The organism is Aminobacter sp. P9b, assembly GCF_045345995.1.
GTDB classification, from domain to species: domain Bacteria; phylum Pseudomonadota; class Alphaproteobacteria; order Rhizobiales; family Rhizobiaceae; genus Aminobacter; species Aminobacter niigataensis.
The window spans coordinates 3,351,032-3,367,982 of record NZ_CP150082.1 but is presented as its reverse complement, the minus strand read 5'-3'; the positions used below and the strand labels follow the sequence as shown (position 1 = coordinate 3,367,982).

Here is a 16,951-nt window from a genome sequence, read left to right as displayed (position 1 = left end):
GACTTGTGGGTGGATGGGAACCGGCATCGCCACGGCGCGATGCCGGAGCAGCCTCTGGATTGGCCGATCAGGTCTCGGTGAGGCCCAACGTCATGTCCCAGCGGTCCAATCCTGGCGCGAAGCCATCTGGCGTGACTTTCGTGACGGTGAAGCCGAACTTCTCATAAAAGCCGTGGGTGTGCTGGCTTGTATCCATGATCAGCTCGGCGATATCAGGGATAGCGCGCGCCAGCTCCAATCTGGCCAACGTCAGACTGGTTCCAAGTCCCTGTCCATGAGAGGCCCTGTCGACCATTCCCCACGCCAAACTGGCGCGCTTCCGTTCTGGTTCGACACCCAGCCCTCCACAGGCGATCACCGAGCCATTGCGAACAAGCACCAGATAAGGCCGGTCCTCGGTATTGATGCTTTTCAGAAACTGGCAAAAGTCTGCGCGCTCTTCTGGTGCAAAGAAGGTCGGCACGTTGCTGTCGAAGATCGCCAGGCAGGCGTGAAGATCGTCGGCTGCGTAAGGCCGGGATGCTATGTCTTTCATTGCCGAAATTGTCTCGAAGGATCGAGGTTACTTGCGTAGCCTAATTGCTGTTTCGGGCCAAGAGTGGCCAGAGCAGGCGAGGGATGTTGCGCACTCGGGCGTCGTCGCGAGTTCGCTGCAAGGCTCTGCCGTTCTAGTGTATGGCGCACCTCGTTGAGGTGGACGGCATGGATCCCCGGGTCTCCGCAGTTCGCTTCGCTCCTGCTCCGCCCGAGGATGACGAAGGCACGGAGGCTCGTGGCTAATCGTCAACGCCGGTGACTGGCAGCGGGCATCCGTTTCTTGAGCAGTGAATGGCAGAAAAGCTCCCGTTGCCGGGGCGATGACTGGCAGAAAGCGGCAGTTGCTTGTTCCTGCATTGCTCTGCGGTCTGCCGAGAGCCCCTATAGGCAGTTTGCCGAGAGAACCTTGCCGGGTGCCAGTTTCGAATCCCGACAGGCATCCTGAAGCTGCCAAGTGCCAACTTTGGCGATTAGCCGCGGGCCTCATGCCTTCGTCATCCTCGGGCGGAGCAGGAGCGTAGCGACGTCACGGAGACCCGGGGATCCATGCCGTGACGTGGATGAAGCCAATTAAGGCCCAATGCTGGCGCCCAACCGGCACTGGCGCCGACACCGCTCATCGTCGACATGAAAAAAAGCCCCGATCGCCGAAGCGAAAGGGGCTTTGGATGTCTCGCATAACCGTCGGGCGCAGTCGCCCGGCGAGTTCAGTTGAGGACCGGCTCGCCCGCTGCCTTTTCGGCTGCGATCTGTCGGATGGCGTCGGCGAGCGTTGCCGAATCCTGCGCGCCCATGACGGCATATTTGCCGTCGAGCAGGAAGCAGGGCACGCCCGTGATGCCCATGCGCGAGGCGGTGACGATCTCGTTGGTCACCTCGTCGCGGTCGGAATCGGTAGCCAGCAGCGCTTCGACCACGGCAGCGTCCATGCCTGCCTGGCGGGCGGCTTCGACGAGCACGGCGTGGTCGCCGACATTCTTGCCTTGTTCGAAATAGAGGCTGAACAGCGCGCGTGCGAGCTTGTCCTGGACGCCTTCGCCTGAAGCTGCTGCCCAGCGGATGACGCGATGGGCGTCGAGCGTGTTGGGCGCAACGGTGATCGCATCGAAATCGAAGGCGATGCCCTCGACCGCGCCAAGCGACACGAGGTTGGCATGGGCCTGCTTGAGCTTCGTCTCGTCATTGAACTTCGACAGCATGTAGGCCTTGCGTTCCTTGCCCTCGGGCGGAATCGTCGGGTCGAGTTGGAACGGACGCCAGCGGACCTCGGCTTCGATGTCGGGCAAGCTGGCAAGCGCGTTTTCGAGGCGCTTCATGCCGAGGAAGCACCACGGGCAGACCACGTCCGAGACGACGTCGATGGTGAGCTTGTTCTGTTCTGTCATGGAAAAGTCCTTGATTGACGCTGACTAGCCGCCCTGACTCCACCAGACCGGCAACTGATAGCCAAATATGGGTGTCTTTTCCGGATGTTTGAGTCTTTTGGCAAAAGCGATCCACTGTTCGGAGTTGTGCTGCATGGGCACCATGTAGCTGCCGGAGATCAGCAGGCGGTCGAGCGCACGCACGGCAGCGACAAAATCCTCTTTCTCGCGGGCCTTCAGCATGGCGTCGATCATGGCGTCGACCGCCGGGCTGGCGACTCCGGCAAGGTTGAACGATCCCTGCTTTTGCGCCGCGGACGAACCCCAGCGGCCGATCTGTTCGATACCCGGGGACAAAGTACCGGAGAAGCCGGTGACGCCGATCAGGGCGTCGAATTCGAATGCCTGCTTGCGCGACTGGATCTGGTCGGCCTCGAGCGCGCGGATGGTGACCGCGATGCCGAGTTTTTCCAGCGTGCGCTGGTAGATGGCTGCCAGCCGCTGCTCGGCTTCCGACGAGGTCAGGATCTCGAATGCGAAGGGCTTGCCTTCGCTGTCGAGCATCTTGCCGCCTTGCAGCGTATAGCCGGCGCTCTTGAACAGGTCGAATGCGGCCTTCAGGATCTTTCGGTCCTGGCCGGAGCCGTCGGTGACCGGCGGACGCCAGGTGCCGTCCATGATTTCGGGGCGGACAGCATCGGGGAAGGGCGCCAGCAGGGCCTTTTCCTTGTCACTGGCCGGCACGCCATAGGCCGAAAGCTCCGTGCCCTGCCAATAGCTGACCGTACGCTCATACTTGCCGCTGAACAGGTTCCGGTTGGCCCATTCGAAGTCGTAGAGCATGCCGAGCGCCTGGCGCACGACCGGATTGGCGAACTTCGGCAGCCGGGTGTTGAACATAAAGCCGGTGACGACAGGCGGAAGCCCGCTCTTGAAGGCCTCGGCGACGATGTCGCCGTTCTTGTAGGCGGGGAAGTCGAAGCCGCGCTCGCGCTTGACGGGGTCGGCCTCGGTGAAGGTGTCGCAAAGACCCTTCTTGAAGGCTTCGAACTGGGCCGCGGCGTTGAGGAAATACTCGATGGTGATCTGGTCGTAATTGTCGAAGCCTCGCTTCGAGGGGATGCCACGGGCCCAATATTCGGGATTGCGCTTGAAAACGATGCGCTCGCCGGGCTTCACCTCGGCTACCGTATAGGGGCCGCTGCCGATGATCGGCTTGAGGGTGGTCTGGTCGAACGTTTCCTTTGAGAAGGCGTGCTTGGGCACGATCGGCGTCAATGCGACGATCAGCGGAAACTCGCGGTCGGCCTTGTCGTTGAAAGTGAAGCGGACGCTGCGGTCGCCGGTCTTTTCGATCTTCTCGATCTTGGACATGCGGTCGGAGTAGGGCGGGCGGCCCTTTTCGGTGAAGACCTCATAGGTGAAGATGACGTCGTCGGGCGTGATCTCCTTGCCATCCGACCATTTGGCGTCCGGGTCGAGGTTGAACTCGATCCACTTGCGCTCCGGGTCGATGTCGACCGACTTCGCGGTGAGGCCGTAGATGCTGAAGGCCTCGTCGGCGCTGCGCTGCATCAGCGATTCGAAGACGAGGTTGCCGTAGATGACGTCGACCATGCCGCGCGCGGTGGTGCGCAGGCTCTTGATGATGAACGGGTTGAGGTTGTCGAAGCTGCCGATGACGCAATAGGTGATCTTGCCGCCCTTGGGCGCGTCGGGATTGGCATAGGGAAAGCTGTTGAAGTCAGCCGGCAAAGCGGGCGTGCCGTGCATCGAGAGGCCGTGAACCGGCTCGGCAAGGGCCGCCTGCGGGCCGACAAAAGCGATGGCGGCGGTGGCGGCCAGCAGCGAAAGAGTGCGTCTCACGACGATTCTCCACGAATTCGGGGAAGCTTTGATGATTCGAAGGGTAGCGCAGGCGAATGCGGCCCGTCTATTGCCGCCTCTAGGCACAAGAAATGCGCGGAAACAGGCTGGATTCGCGGCTCGCGGCAGTGTAACACGCGCGGCGAAGTCATGCTGTTGCCTCATTTGCCCAACAGGTAGCGTCGACACACGGCTTGGGCCGGTTCCGGGATTGTTTGAGAGGAATTCATGAAGATGACGAGCCAGAAATTCGACGGTCTCCGTCTGTCGGCCTTGGCGGCTGGCGTTGCCGGTGTGCTGGCTTCGGGCCTGTCGCCTGCTGCCGCACAGCAGCAGCAGATCCCGCAGGGCTGGTTCAAGGCCTGTTCCAAGCAGGCTGACGTGGACATCTGCAACGTGCAGAACATCCTGACCGCCAGCAACGGCCAGCTGGTTACCGGCATCTCGATGATCGAGCTCAAGGGCAAGGTCAACCGCAAGGTCTTCCAGGTCACCGTTCCGAGCGGCCGCCTCGTGCCTCCCGGCATCGGCCTGCAGGTCGACGGCGGCAAGGCGCAGAAGCTCGAATACGTGATCTGCTTCCCCGACCGTTGCGTTGCTGAGACCGCACTTTCCGACCAGCTCGTTGCGTCCTTCAAGAAGGGCACCGAACTGACGCTGACCTCGGTCAACTTCCAGAACCAGCCGAACCCGATCAAGGTTTCGCTGTCGGGCTTCACCGGCGCCTTTGACGGCGAGCCGATGAAGCAGTCGGACCTCGAGGACCGCCAGAAGAAGCTCCAGGAATTCGTATCGAAGAACAACCAGGACTTCGCCAAGAAGCTCAAGGAAGAGCAGGACAAGGCCAAGACGGCCAACTGATCGATCTTCCGATCCGGATATGAAAAAAGCGGGGCCGATTGCCCCGCTTTTTTGTTTTAGATCAACGATTTGAATTCAGTGGCTGATGCGGGCCTTGGGGGCGTAGCGTCCGTCCGACGTCTTGTCGAAATATTCGCCGACCTGCGGGTGGCGGACGGGTTCGCCGGAACTGTCTTCGAGCAGGTTCTGCTCGGAGACATAGGCGACGTATTCAGTCTCGGCGTTTTCAGCCAGCAGATGATAGAAAGGCTGGTCGCGCCTGGGGCGCACGGCTGCGGGGATCGCGTCGTACCATTCCTCGGTATTGGCGAATTCGGGGTCGACATCGAAGATGACACCTCGGAACGGGAACACCCGGTGGCGCACCACCTGTCCGATCGAGAACTTTGCCGTCTTCATGCCGATCACCGTACGCTACGCAATGCCAGTCGAATCACTTTTGTTTTCAAACGCTTAGAGCCAAGTTCCCGCTGAAGGCACCGTGCTGTCGCGGAGAGTGTACCATCATTCATCCTTATTTGGCGCGGCAAGGCAGCCATTTCAATGGCATAGCGGCTTGACGGACGGCAAAGCCGCACGATACCGGCACGCTGACAATGCTCCGTTGCGTACCCTGACCGACAGGCAAGGGCGCGTGTTTTCCAGCCCTGCGAAGCGGGAACGTGCCCATGTCTGACGTGATCGGTCTGGTCCTGCCGTTCTTCGGCCTGATCTTCATGGGTTTCCTGGTGGCGCGGATCACGAGGCAGCCGCTGGAAGCGCTCGGCTGGATGACGACCTTCATCGTCTATGTCGCGCTGCCGGCGCTGTTTTTCCAGCTGCTTGCCAAGACGCCGTTCGAGCAGTTGACGGAATGGGGCTACATATCAGGCGCGGTGTTCTCGACCTTCGTCATCTTCGCGCTGATGTTTGCGGCGTCCTACATCAAGGGGCGGGGCGAGATCGCCGAATCGACGATCAAGGGGCTGGCCTCGGCCTACGGTAATATCGGCTACATGGGGCCAGGGCTTGCGTTGCTGGCCTTCGGCGAGGAGGCGGCGGTGCCGGTGGCGCTGATCTTCTGCTTCGAGAACATCATGCATTTCACCATTGCGCCGATGATGATGGCACTGGCCGGCGACGAGCCGCGCGCGCCGATGAGCGTGGCGCTGGACGTGGTCAAGAAGATCGCCTTCCACCCGTTCATCATCGCCACGGCGGTCGGGGTGCTTGCGGCCTATGTCGAGTTCCGGCCGCCGCTGCCGGTCGAGAGATTCCTCGAATATCTGTCGCGGGCGGCAGCCCCTTGCGCGCTGTTTGCGATGGGCGTGACGCTGGCGCTCCGGCCGCTCAAGCGGGTGCCGCACGAGATGGTACCGATCGCTCTGCTCAAGCTGATCGTTCACCCGCTGCTGTGCTACGTCGTGCTGAGCTGGATCGGCAATTTCTCGCCGGTATGGCTGTTTTCGGCGGTGCTGCTGGCAGCCCTGCCGACTGCGACCAACGTCTTTGTCATCGCCCAGCAATATGGCGTGTGGGTCGAGCGGGCGTCGGCCAGCGTGCTGGTGACGACATGCGCTTCGGTGCTGACGGTCACCGGCCTGCTCTACATGATCCAGCACGGCATACTTCCGCCGGATCTTTTTCCTTAAAGACGCTATTCCGTCGAGATGTCGCGCGGGCGGCGCGGCGAACGCAGGCTGGATGCGATCGACGAAAAGCCGCTGCCCGGGCGAAGGCCCTCGCGCATGAAGAAGGCGCGCAGCGGCGAGAACCCGCCGAGAAAATTGAGCCCTGCGCTGCGGGCGAGCTGCGCCGGCAACATGTCCGACAGCAGCGACCTGTTGAGCAGGTTGACTGCGCTGGTGCGGGCAAGAATGTCGGGCCGGCGTGCCGAGTCGTAGGCGGCAAGCGCTGCCGGCGCGCCCGGGTCAGCGGCATGTTTCAACGCCATTTCAACAAGTTGGTCGACATCCCTGATGCCGAGATTGAGGCCCTGGGCGCCGATCGGCGGAAACACGTGCGCGGCCTCGCCGACGAGGGCGATGCGGTTCTGGGCAAAGCGCTGGGGCAACGAGGTCGAGAGCGGGTAGATCTGGCGGCCACCCTCGACTGTGACGCGGCCGAGCATCGATTGCATCTGGTGTTCGATACGCAGCGACAGTGCCGCGTCGTCGAGATCGGCGAACTGCTTTGCCGTCTCGGGCCGCAGCACCCAGACGAGGCTGGAGCGACGGCCGGGCAGCGGTACCTGGGTGAACGGACCGGTTTCGGTGTGGAATTCGGTCGAGGTGAAGGCATGGTCGCGGCTGTGGGTGAAGTTCAGCACCAGGGCTGCCTGCGGCAGCGTGCGGGCGGTTGCCGAAATGCCTGCTGCCTGGCGCGCCGGTGAGTTTCGTCCGTCTGCGGCGACCGCCAGCGGTGCAACCACCGTCGTGCCATCCGAAAGCGCTGCTGTGACCTGGTGCGGTTCGGTCGTCCAGTTCTCCATCAGGGCCCGGCGCCATTCGATTCCTGGATGTGCCTCGACCGACTGCTGCAGAACGGCATTGAGGACGCGGTTCTGGAAATTGAAGCCGAAATGCTCCTCATCGATCTCGCCCGCGCGGAACGTGACGATCGGGCTGCGGACCAGCCGTGAGGTGCCATCGATGATGCGCATGACCTTGAGCGGTGCGGCGTCCGCTTCAAGGGCGTCGAGAACGCCGAGGCGGGTGAGGAACTTGAGCGCGGGGACCATCAGGGCCGTGGTACGTCCGTCGTCGGCGCGCGCCGGCGGTCCGGCAAGCACGACGCCGAAACCGGCTTCGGCAAAAGCGAGCGCCGATATCAGGCCAACCGGGCCGGTGCCAGCCACCAGAATGCGGGTTTTCGTGTCGACGCTCATCTGCCGCCGTCCATGCTTGCGAGGTGCCGAATGCGCACCTTCATCATCCCGGTATAAGGCAGGCACAAGCCATTGATCAACGCGGCGTTTCATCCCATTCGACCGGGCGCGCGGCTTTCCGTTGCGTCACTATGGCCCGATTATTGTTCATCTTTTCATGAAGTTGTGCCGAACTTCCCCGTGCACGCCATCAACTCTGCTTTCGGCTTGTCTGGGAAGCGGCGCTGCTATTAAGTGCCGGATGAAAGGGAGTTTGCCGATGCCAAACAGGATTGCGCCATGAAGGAAGAATTCATGTCCTCCTGCCGCAGCAGTTCTCCCGCACATGCTTGTCTTGCGGCTTCGTTCATCCGGCCCATTTCTGCAAACTCGATTGGCGGCAACCGTGAAGCCTAAGAAAGTCACCTGGCCGCAAGCGCGCGCCTTTTCGGTACATCTGCTCACCGCATCGGGCTCTTTCCTGGCCTTCCTGTCGCTGGTCGCGGCAAGCGAGGAGCGCTGGACGGCGATGTTCTGGTGGCTGGGGCTGGCGCTGTTCGTCGACGGCATCGACGGGCCGATCGCGCGCAAGCTCGAGGTCAAGGAAATCCTGCCGACATGGTCGGGCGAATTGCTCGACAACATCATCGATTACGTGACCTACGTGCTCATTCCGGCCTTCGCGCTGTACCAGAGCGGCTTCATGGGCGAGGGCCTGTCGTTCCTGTCGGGCGCGATCATCGTCGTGTCGAGCGCGATCTACTATGCCGACACAGGCATGAAGACGAAGGAGAACTTCTTCAAGGGCTTCCCCGTCGTCTGGAACATGGTGGTGTTCACCTTGTTCGTCATCGAACCGGGGCAGTGGGTGTCGTTCGCGGTCGTCGTCATCGCCGGAATCCTGACCTTCGTGCCGATGAACTTCCTGCATCCGGTGCGCGTCGTGCGGCTGCGGAACATCAACCTGCCGATCACCCTGATCTGGTGCGCCTTCGGGGCCATCGCCCTGGCGCAGGCGATGCATGCCAGCGACTGGGTCAAGATCGGCATCGCCGTCAGCGGCATCTACCTGTTCTTCATCGGCGGCGTGATGCAGTTCTTCCCCAGGCTCGGCGCCAAGCCGGGTTTCGACGCAGAGAAGGACTGACGCCATGCCGAAAGCCCTGCGAGTCCATGCCCATGGCGGCCCCGAGGCGCTGGTCTACGAAGAGGCCGAGGCCGGCCGCCCCGGTGCGGGCCAGGTCCTGATCCGGCACACCGCGATCGGCCTCAATTTCATCGACGTCTATTTCCGCACCGGGCTCTATCCGGCGCCGAACGGCATGCCGGTGATCCCAGGTGGCGAGGCGGCCGGCGTCGTGCTGGAACTCGGCGAGGGCGTCGAAGGTCTCAAGGTCGGCGATCGTGTCGCCTATGCCGTGCCGACCGGAGCCTATTGCGAAGAACGGGTGATTGCCGCCGACAGGCTGGTCAAGGTGCCCGACGGCATCAGCGACGAGCAGGCAGCGGCGATGATGCTGAAGGGCATGACGGCCGAATACCTGTTGCTGCGCACCTACAAGATGAAGGCTGGCGACACGGTGCTCTATCACGCTGCTGCCGGAGGTGTCGGGCTGATCCTTGGGCAATGGGCCAGGCATCTGGGCGCCACGGTGATCGGCACTGTGGGCTCGGACGAAAAAGGCGAGCTCGCCAGGGCGCATGGCTTCGACCACGTCATCAACTATCGCGACCAGGATTTTGTCGCCGAAGTGGCCAGGATCACCGGCGGCCAGAAATGCGATGTGGTTTATGACTCCGTCGGCAACGACACATTTCCCGGTTCGCTCGACTGCCTGCGGCCGCTGGGAACCTTCGTCAGCTTCGGCCAGTCGTCGGGACCGATCCCGCCATTCAGCATTTCGCTGCTGGCGCAGAAGGGCTCGCTCTATGCAACGCGCCCGACCCTTTTCGCCTACAATGCGAAGCGCGAGGATCTGGTCCGCTCGGCCGAGGCGCTGTTCGATGTGGTGCTCAACGGAGCGGTCGAAATCAGGATCAACCAGCGTTATGCGCTACGCGACGCCGCCCAGGCACATGCCGATCTCGAAGGCCGGAAGACCACCGGAACAACGGTACTTATTCCTTGAATTGTTGCTGGAATCCTTGAAGCTCTTTCAACTTGTGACATGCTTTGCGCCGGGAGCAGGACGCGCCTACCATGCTCCCGGGAACATAAAAAAGAACTGACAATGGGAGGCGTTGTGGACACAACCCCTTTAGCCAATGGTCGGAACCTACTTGAGGTTCGCGGCCTGACTAAGATATTCGGTACGCTGAAGGCGTGCGACCAGGTTGATCTGACCATCGCCAAGGGCGAAATCCATGCCCTGCTCGGTGAAAACGGCGCCGGCAAGTCGACCCTGGTCAAGATGCTGTTTGGCTCGCTGGAGCCCAATGCCGGCGAAATCCACTGGAACGGCCAGCCCGCCAGGATCACCAGCCCGGGCGTTGCCAAGAAGCTCGGCATCGGCATGGTCTTCCAGCATTTCTCGCTGTTCGAAGCGCTGACGGCTGCCGAAAACATCGCCCTTTCGCTGGCCGACGACACGCCGATCAGCACGATTGCCGCCAAGGCGAGGGCACTGTCCTACAGCTACGGCCTGCCGCTCGATCCGGAATCGCTGGTCGGCGACCTGTCGGTCGGCGAACGCCAGCGCATCGAGATCATTCGCTGCCTGCTGCAGACGCCGGATCTGATCATCCTCGACGAGCCAACCTCGGTGCTGACGCCACAGGAAGCCGACAAGCTGTTCGAGACCCTTGAGAGACTGCGCGCAGAAGGCAAATCCATCCTCTACATCTCGCACCGGCTGGACGAGGTGAGGCGGCTTTGCGACAGCGCGACGATCATGCGCCACGGCAAGGTGGTGGGACATTGCAACCCACGGCTGGAGACGCCGTCCTCGCTGGCGCGGATGATGGTCGGCACAGAGGTGAAGAACGCCGAGCGCACCACGGCTGCGGTTCGCGGCGAAGAGCTGCTCAGCATCTGCGGCATGAGCCGCAAGCCGGCCGGGCCGTTCTCGATGCCGCTCAAGAACATCTGGCTGAGCGTCGCGGGCGGCGAGGTCATCGGCATTGCCGGCGTTGCCGGCAACGGCCAGGGCGAATTGTTCGAAGCGATTTCGGGCGAGGCACTGCAGGAAAGCGCGGACGCGATCCGCATCCGCGGCAAGTCGGCCGGGCGCATGGGTATATCGGCGCGGCGCCTGCTGGGTGCTGCCTTCGTGCCTGAAGAGCGCCTGGGCCATGGTGCGGCACCGCGCATGCGGCTGTCGGAAAACCTCCTGTTGTCGCGCCACACCACCGACGACAAGGTTTTTGTCGGCACCGGCGGCATGGTCAAGTCGGGCGCGATCCAGAAGGCGTCACAGCGCATCATCGCAGCGATGGACGTGCGCAAGAGCGCGCCCGATCCAGAGGCTGCGGCACTGTCCGGTGGCAATCTGCAGAAATTCATCATCGGCCGCGAGCTCGACCGCAACCCCGCCGTGATGGTGGTGAACCAGCCGACCTGGGGCGTCGATGCCGGTGCCGCGGCGCGCATCCGCCAGGCGCTGATCGAACTTGCGCGCGCCGGATCGGCGGTGCTGGTCATCAGCCAAGATCTCGACGAGCTGTTCGAGATCTCCGACTCGATCGCCGTCATGCACAATGGCGAGTTGTCGAAGCCGATACCGATCGCCGAAGCCACGCTCGAACGCATCGGCCTGCTGATGGGGGGCGCCGAACCCGGCCATCTCGATCCTGCGAAAGAGGTGGCGTGATGCGCATCGAACTCGTCAAACGCCCCGAACGCTCGCAGCTGTTTGCCGCCTTTTCGCCCTTCATCGCGCTTGGGCTGACGCTGATTGCCGGCGCGATCATGTTCACGGTGCTCGGCAAGGACCCCGTCGAGGCGCTGTATTACTATTTCATCGACCCGCTGCGCGAGGTCTGGTCGCTGCACGAACTGGCGGTCAAGGCGGCACCGCTGATCCTGATCGCTGTCGGGCTGTCGATCTGTTTCCTGTCCAACAACTGGAACATCGGCGCCGAGGGCCAGTTCATCATGGGCGCCATAGCCGGCTCGATCCTGCCGGTCATGTTTCCGGAGTTCCAGTCGTGGATCGTCCTGCCGCTGATGCTGCTCATGGGCATCGCAGGTGGCGCGGCCTATGGCGCCATTCCGGCCTATCTCAAGGTCCGTTTCAACACCAACGAGATCCTGACCAGCCTGATGCTGGTCTACGTCGCGCAATTGTTCCTCGACTGGATGGTGCGCGGTCCCTGGCGCAACCCTGAGGGCATGAATTTTCCCGAGACGCGAACCTTCAGTCCCAGTGCGGTCCTGCCCGAGATCTGGTCGGCGTCCGGCCGCGCGAACTGGGGTTTCGTCTTCGCCATCGTTGCAGCTGTCGCGCTTTGGTTCATGCTGTCGCGCACCCTGAGGGGCTTCGAAGTGCAAGTGCTCGGGCAGAGCCCGCGCGCCGGCAAGTTCGCCGGGTTCTCCCAGTCGCGCATGGTGTTCTTCGCTTTCCTGGTTGCCGGTGGCCTTGCCGGCCTGGCCGGCATTTCGGAAGTATCCGGCGCGATCGGCCAACTCAGGCCGACGATCTCGCCCGGCTACGGCTTTGCCGCCATCATCGTCGCCTTCCTCGGACGCCTGAACCCGCTCGGCATCATCGCTGCGGGGCTGGTGCTGGCGCTGTCCTATCTCGGCGGCGAGGCGGCGCAGATCTCGATCGGCGTATCGGACAAGGTGGTGCGCGCTTTCCAGGGCATGCTGCTGTTCTTCGTGCTCGCCTGCGACACGCTCATCCTTTATCGCGTCCGCTTTGTCGGCTCCTCCGCTGCAAAGACCGTGGAGGCCACCCAAAATGTTTGAAGGTATCCTGATTACGATTGCGACAGCGGCGACCCCGCTGCTGATCGCCTCCGTCGGCGAACTGGTGGTCGAACGCTCCGGCGTGCTCAACCTCGGCGTCGAAGGCATGATGGTGATGGGCGCCGTGACCGGTTTCGGCGTGGCGCTGGCCACCGGCTCGCCATGGCTCGGCGTGCTCGCCGCGATCATCGTCGGCGCGCTGTTTTCGCTGCTGTTCGGCTTCCTGACACTGACGCTGGTGACCAACCAGGTGGCGACCGGCCTTGCGCTGACGCTCCTCGGTCTCGGTCTTTCCGGCATGCTTGGCGAGAGTTTTGTCGGCCAGCCGGGCGTGAAGATGGACTACATCTACATCCCCGTGCTGACCGACCTGCCGCTGGTCGGCAAGCTGTTTTTCGGCCAGGACCCGCTGTTCTACGTTTCGCTGCTGCTCACCGCCGGCGTCGCGTACTTCCTGTTCCGCACGCGGGCAGGGCTTACGCTGCGCTCGATCGGCGACAACCACACCTCGGCACATGCGCTCGGCATCAACGTCATCGGTATCCGCTACCTCGCGGTGATGTTCGGCGGCGCGTGCGCGGGTTTGGCCGGTGCCTATCTGTCGCTCGTCTACACGCCGCAATGGATCGAGAACATGACGGCAGGCCGCGGCTGGATCGCGCTGGCGCTGGTCGTGTTCGCCTCATGGCGGCCGTGGCGGGTGCTGGCCGGCGCCTATCTGTTCGGAGCAGTATCGATCGGCCAGTTGCATGCCCAGGCCCTGGGCATCGGCGTACCTTCGCAACTGCTTTCTTCGCTACCCTATCTGGCTACTATCGTTGTACTTGTTCTAATCTCGCGCAACAGGCGACTGACGATGGTAAACACTCCGGCTTCATTGGGGCGGCCGTTTGTGCCAGATCGCTAAGGACATGATGTCGACTCGCGACCGCCCAGCGGTGCTCGAGGGAAGATCATGTCTCTGGGACTATAAAAAGGATGGGATAGTGCCCCGGGCAACCAGTAAGAGGAACAACAGTATGAAGAAGACAATTCTGTCATTGGCCGCGGCCGCTGCCGTGATGTCGTTCGGCACAATGGCGGCTGAAGCCAAGGTCAAGGCCTGCTGGGTCTATGTCGGCCCGATCGGCGACTTCGGCTATTCCTACCAGCACCACCAGGGCCTGCTGCAGGCCAAGGAGAAGTTCGGCGACGAGCTCGAGACAGCATATCTCGAAAGCGTGCCGGAAGGTGCGGACGCCGAGCGCGCCATCGAACGCTTCGCACGTTCCGGCTGCAACATCATCTTTGCAACCTCCTTCGGCTTCATGGACCCGACCAACAAGGTCGCCGGCAAGTTCCCGGACGTGAAGTTCGAGCATGCCACCGGCTACAAGCGCGAGCATCCGAACGTTGCGACCTACAACTCGAAGTTCCATGAAGGCCGCTACGTGCAGGGCGTGATCGCCGCCAAGGAATCGAAGGCCGGTGTCGCCGGCTACATCGCTTCCTTCCCGATCCCGGAAGTGGTGATGGGCATCAATGCCTTCATGCTCGGCGCGCAGTCGGTCAATCCGGACTTCAAGGTCAAGGTCGTGTGGGCCAACACCTGGTTCGACGCCGGCAAGGAAGCAGACGCCGCCAAGGCGCTGATCGACCAGGGCGTCGACATCATCACCCAGCACACCGACTCGACCGCCCCGATGCAGGTTGCGACCGAGCGCGGCATCAAGGCGTTCGGCCAGGCATCGGACATGATCAAGTTCGGCCCGACCACCCAGCTGACCTCGATCGTCGACGATTGGGGCCCGTACTACATCGAGCGCATCCAGGAGGTCGTCGACGGCACCTGGAAGCAGAGCGACATCTGGGGCGGCATGAAGGAAGGGCACGTCGTGATGGCGGCCTACGCCAACATGTCCGATGAAGCGAAGAAGCTGGCCGAGGAAACCGAAGCCAAGATCAAGTCGGGCGCTTTCAACCCGTTCACCGGTCCTGTGACCAAGCAGGACGGAACCGAGTGGCTGAAGGCCGGCGAAGTGGCTGAGGATGGCGTGCTGCTCGGCATGAACTTCTACGTCAAGGGCGTCGACGACAAGCTGCCGCAGTAAGCAGATCGATCGTTGCGGGGGCGCCTGTGGCGTCTCCAAAAAAGAACCCCCGGTCTTGCCGGGGGTTTTTTGTTGGGTTGGCGATGGGGCATTGCCGCCTTGCCGGATGTTCGCGGATCAGACGGCCGAGCCGTAGAGGTCATAGGCGTCGGCACGGTCGATCTTGACGGTGACGATGTCGCCAACGCGCAGCGGGCGGCGCGACTGGATATGCACCGAGCCGTCGATCTCGGGCGCGTCGTATTTGGTGCGGCCCTTGGCCGAAGTACCGTTCGCCTCGTCGATGATGACGGGCAGGCGCTTGCCGACTTTCCTTGCCTGCTGGGCGGCTGAAATCTTCTGCTGGCGCTGCATGAAGCGATGCCAGCGGGCTTCCTTGACCTCTTCCGGCACCTGTTCGAGGCCGAGGTCGTTGGAACGCGCGCCGCTGACCGGCTCGTATTTGAAGCAGCCGGCGCGATCGATCTTGGCCTCGTCGATCCAGTCGAGCAGCATTTCGAAGTCTTCCTCGGTCTCGCCGGGGAAACCGACGATGAAGGTCGAGCGGATGGCAAGATCGGGGCAGACATCGCGCCAGCCGCGGATGCGCTCCAGCGCCTTCTCGCCATGGGCGGGGCGGCGCATGTTCTTCAGTACCTGCGGCGAGGCGTGCTGGAAGGGAATGTCGAGGTAGGGCAGGATCTTGCCCTCGGCCATCAGCGGAATGACGTCGGCGACATGCGGGTAGGGATAGACGTAATGCATGCGCACCCAGATGCCGAGCTCGCCGAGTTCCTGCGACAGGTCGAGGAATTTCGCGCGGACCTCACGGTCCTTCCAAGGGCTGGTCGCATATTTGATGTCGATGCCGTAGGCGCTGGTGTCCTGGGAGATGACCAGCAGTTCCTTGACGCCCGCATTGGCGAGCTTTTCCGCCTCGCGCAGCACGTCGCCGGCCGGGCGCGAGACCAGGTCGCCGCGCAGGTCTGGAATGATGCAGAAGGTGCAGCGGTTGTTGCAACCCTCTGAAATCTTCAGATAGGCGTAGTGGCGCGGAGTGAGCTTGACGCCCTGCGGCGGCAGCAGGTCGGTGAACGGGTCGTGCGCGGGCGGCGCTGCCTCGTGGACGGCCGTCATGACGCTCTCATAGGCCTGCGGGCCGGTGATGGCGAACACGTTGGGGTGCTTTTCGCGGATCAGTTCCGGCGTCGCGCCCATACAGCCGGTGACGATGACCTTGCCGTTCTCCTTCATCGCCGTGCCGATGGCGTCGAGCGACTCGGTGCGCGCGGAATCGAGGAAGCCGCAGGTGTTGACCACGACGAGGTCGGCGCCGTCATGTTTGCGGGCGATTTCGTAGCCTTCGGCGCGGAGCTGCGTGAGGATGCGTTCGGAATCGACAAGCGCCTTTGGGCAACCGAGGCTGACAAAGCTGACGCGGGGTGCTGCGGTCATAAACGGGTTCCAATGGATACGGGCCGCAACCCTTGAGGGCCGGCCCGGAAGTCTTGAATTTTCTCGATCTGTCGGCTCTGAAAAGAGCTCAATTCGGGCGGCGCAATAGCACAAATCGGCGCCCAAGCAAACTGGCTGATGGCCACATGCAAGAAAGGGCCGGATTGTTCCGGCCCTTTTTCGTCATTCGTGTCAGCCTCAGTGGGCAGGGGCGCTATGTCCGCCGAACCATTGGCTCAGGAAGCCAAACTGCTCCGGGAACTGGTCGACAGCACCGTCGAGCAGCATCTTCAATGCGACGTAGAGGATGATGACCAGGCCGATATAGGCGATCCAGCGATATTTGTGCAGCAGGCGGGCGACGAAGGAGGCGGCAAAGCCCATCAGCGCGATCGACAGGGCGAGGCCGATGATCAGGACGGTCGGATGGTCCATGGCAGCACCGGCAACGGCAAGCACGTTGTCGAGCGACATCGACACGTCGGCGATGACGATCTGCCAGGCGGCCTGGGCGAAGGTCTTGCGCGGGCCCTTGCCGGCGATCTTGCCGTCCCTATCGTAGTCGGCGTCCGACAGCGCTTCGGTGGCTTCATGTTCCTGTTCGTGGCTGACACTCAGTTCGCGCCACATCTTCCAGCAGACCCATAGCAGCAGCAGGCCGCCGGCGATGAGCAACATCGGGCCGATGGCCAGAAGCCATTGGGTGATGAGCGCGAAACCGATGCGGAGCACGGTCGCAGCGGCGATGCCAACGAGGATGGCCTTCTTGCGCTGATCGGCGGGCAGTCCCGCGGCGGCAAGGCCGATGACGATGGCGTTGTCGCCAGCGAGCACGAGGTCGATAGCAATGACCTGCAGAAGGGCCGTGAAGCCTGCAGCAGTGAATATCTCCATCGGGCGGGACCTTCTCCATTCAGTTCCAGCGACTGGAGGTGGGCTATAACGGTCGATGCTTGCTCGTCAACCGGCTATGGCGGTGTTTGCGCGAAATACGCAAAAACCGGGGCTTTGCTGACGCCAGCCTGACGAAAAGGGGGTGTAAATC

At 62.5% G+C, this 16,951-nt stretch carries 15 protein-coding genes; 8 read left to right on the top strand and 7 right to left on the bottom strand.

The features are described 5' to 3' along the window. Positions 1-67: 67 nt before the first annotated feature. The 3 genes from WHT83_RS16570 to WHT83_RS16560 form a co-directional block, all read right to left on the bottom strand. Positions 68-535: a GNAT family N-acetyltransferase gene (locus WHT83_RS16570; protein WP_108608087.1), complete on the bottom strand. Its 468-nt coding sequence runs from the start codon at positions 533-535 to the stop codon at positions 68-70. 709 nt (positions 536-1,244) lie between these two features. Further along, positions 1,245-1,922 (bottom strand): DsbA family oxidoreductase, encoded by a 678-nt coding sequence (locus WHT83_RS16565; protein ID WP_406871785.1) that lies wholly within the window; start codon positions 1,920-1,922, stop codon positions 1,245-1,247. Positions 1,923-1,946: 24 nt separating this feature from the next. After that, a complete protein-coding gene (locus WHT83_RS16560) occupies positions 1,947-3,767 on the bottom strand; it encodes an extracellular solute-binding protein (protein ID WP_406871784.1) in 1,821 nt (606 codons plus the stop codon). A gap of 234 nt (positions 3,768-4,001) precedes the next feature. On the opposite strand from WHT83_RS16560, the gene WHT83_RS16555 reads away from it, so the two are divergent. Further along, complete coding sequence (locus tag WHT83_RS16555; protein ID WP_108609895.1) at positions 4,002-4,628, top strand: invasion associated locus B family protein; 627 nt, start codon at positions 4,002-4,004, stop codon at positions 4,626-4,628. A gap of 75 nt (positions 4,629-4,703) precedes the next feature. On the opposite strand, the gene hspQ is transcribed toward WHT83_RS16555, so the two are convergent. Further along, entirely contained in the window at positions 4,704-5,027 is a 324-nt protein-coding gene (gene hspQ / locus WHT83_RS16550; RefSeq protein ID WP_055977660.1) for a heat shock protein HspQ, read from the bottom strand. 269 nt (positions 5,028-5,296) lie between these two features. Between hspQ and WHT83_RS16545 the strand changes: the two genes are divergently transcribed. Further along, positions 5,297-6,259, top strand: a complete 963-nt coding sequence (locus tag WHT83_RS16545; protein WP_183261116.1) for an AEC family transporter — start codon at positions 5,297-5,299, stop codon at positions 6,257-6,259. A gap of 5 nt (positions 6,260-6,264) precedes the next feature. Here WHT83_RS16545 and WHT83_RS16540 read toward each other — a convergent pair whose 3' ends face one another. Beyond that, positions 6,265-7,494: a UbiH/UbiF family hydroxylase gene (locus WHT83_RS16540; RefSeq protein ID WP_406871783.1), complete on the bottom strand. Its 1,230-nt coding sequence runs from the start codon at positions 7,492-7,494 to the stop codon at positions 6,265-6,267. A gap of 385 nt (positions 7,495-7,879) precedes the next feature. Between WHT83_RS16540 and pcsA the strand changes: the two genes are divergently transcribed. The 6 genes from pcsA (at position 7,880) to WHT83_RS16510 (ending at position 14,472) form a co-directional block, all read left to right on the top strand. Next, positions 7,880-8,620 carry a phosphatidylcholine synthase gene (pcsA, locus tag WHT83_RS16535; protein ID WP_108609896.1) on the top strand — a complete coding sequence of 247 codons (741 nt, stop codon included), beginning with the start codon at positions 7,880-7,882 and terminating at the stop codon, positions 8,618-8,620. Positions 8,621-8,624: 4 nt separating this feature from the next. Beyond that, positions 8,625-9,602, top strand: coding sequence for a quinone oxidoreductase family protein (locus tag WHT83_RS16530; RefSeq protein WP_406871782.1), 978 nt, complete (start codon positions 8,625-8,627; stop codon positions 9,600-9,602). A 102-nt stretch (positions 9,603-9,704) separates the two neighbouring features. After that, complete coding sequence (locus WHT83_RS16525; RefSeq protein WP_406871781.1) at positions 9,705-11,282, top strand: ABC transporter ATP-binding protein; 1,578 nt, start codon at positions 9,705-9,707, stop codon at positions 11,280-11,282. Then, complete coding sequence (locus tag WHT83_RS16520) at positions 11,282-12,382, top strand: ABC transporter permease (protein WP_183261126.1); 1,101 nt, start codon at positions 11,282-11,284, stop codon at positions 12,380-12,382. The genes WHT83_RS16525 and WHT83_RS16520 overlap by 1 nt, the downstream gene beginning before the upstream one ends. Further along, on the top strand, positions 12,375-13,289 hold the full coding sequence (locus WHT83_RS16515) for an ABC transporter permease (protein ID WP_108608095.1): 915 nt from the start codon (positions 12,375-12,377) through the stop codon (positions 13,287-13,289). The genes WHT83_RS16520 and WHT83_RS16515 overlap by 8 nt, the downstream gene beginning before the upstream one ends. A gap of 112 nt (positions 13,290-13,401) precedes the next feature. Then, positions 13,402-14,472 carry a BMP family ABC transporter substrate-binding protein gene (locus tag WHT83_RS16510; RefSeq protein WP_108608096.1) on the top strand — a complete coding sequence of 357 codons (1,071 nt, stop codon included), beginning with the start codon at positions 13,402-13,404 and terminating at the stop codon, positions 14,470-14,472. A gap of 117 nt (positions 14,473-14,589) precedes the next feature. Here WHT83_RS16510 and rimO read toward each other — a convergent pair whose 3' ends face one another. Together rimO and WHT83_RS16500 are read right to left on the bottom strand one after the other, a co-directional pair. Then, complete coding sequence (rimO, locus tag WHT83_RS16505) at positions 14,590-15,906, bottom strand: 30S ribosomal protein S12 methylthiotransferase RimO (RefSeq protein WP_406871780.1); 1,317 nt, start codon at positions 15,904-15,906, stop codon at positions 14,590-14,592. A 198-nt stretch (positions 15,907-16,104) separates the two neighbouring features. Further along, entirely contained in the window at positions 16,105-16,800 is a 696-nt protein-coding gene (locus tag WHT83_RS16500) for a TerC family protein (protein WP_108608098.1), read from the bottom strand. Positions 16,801-16,951 lie beyond the last annotated feature (151 nt).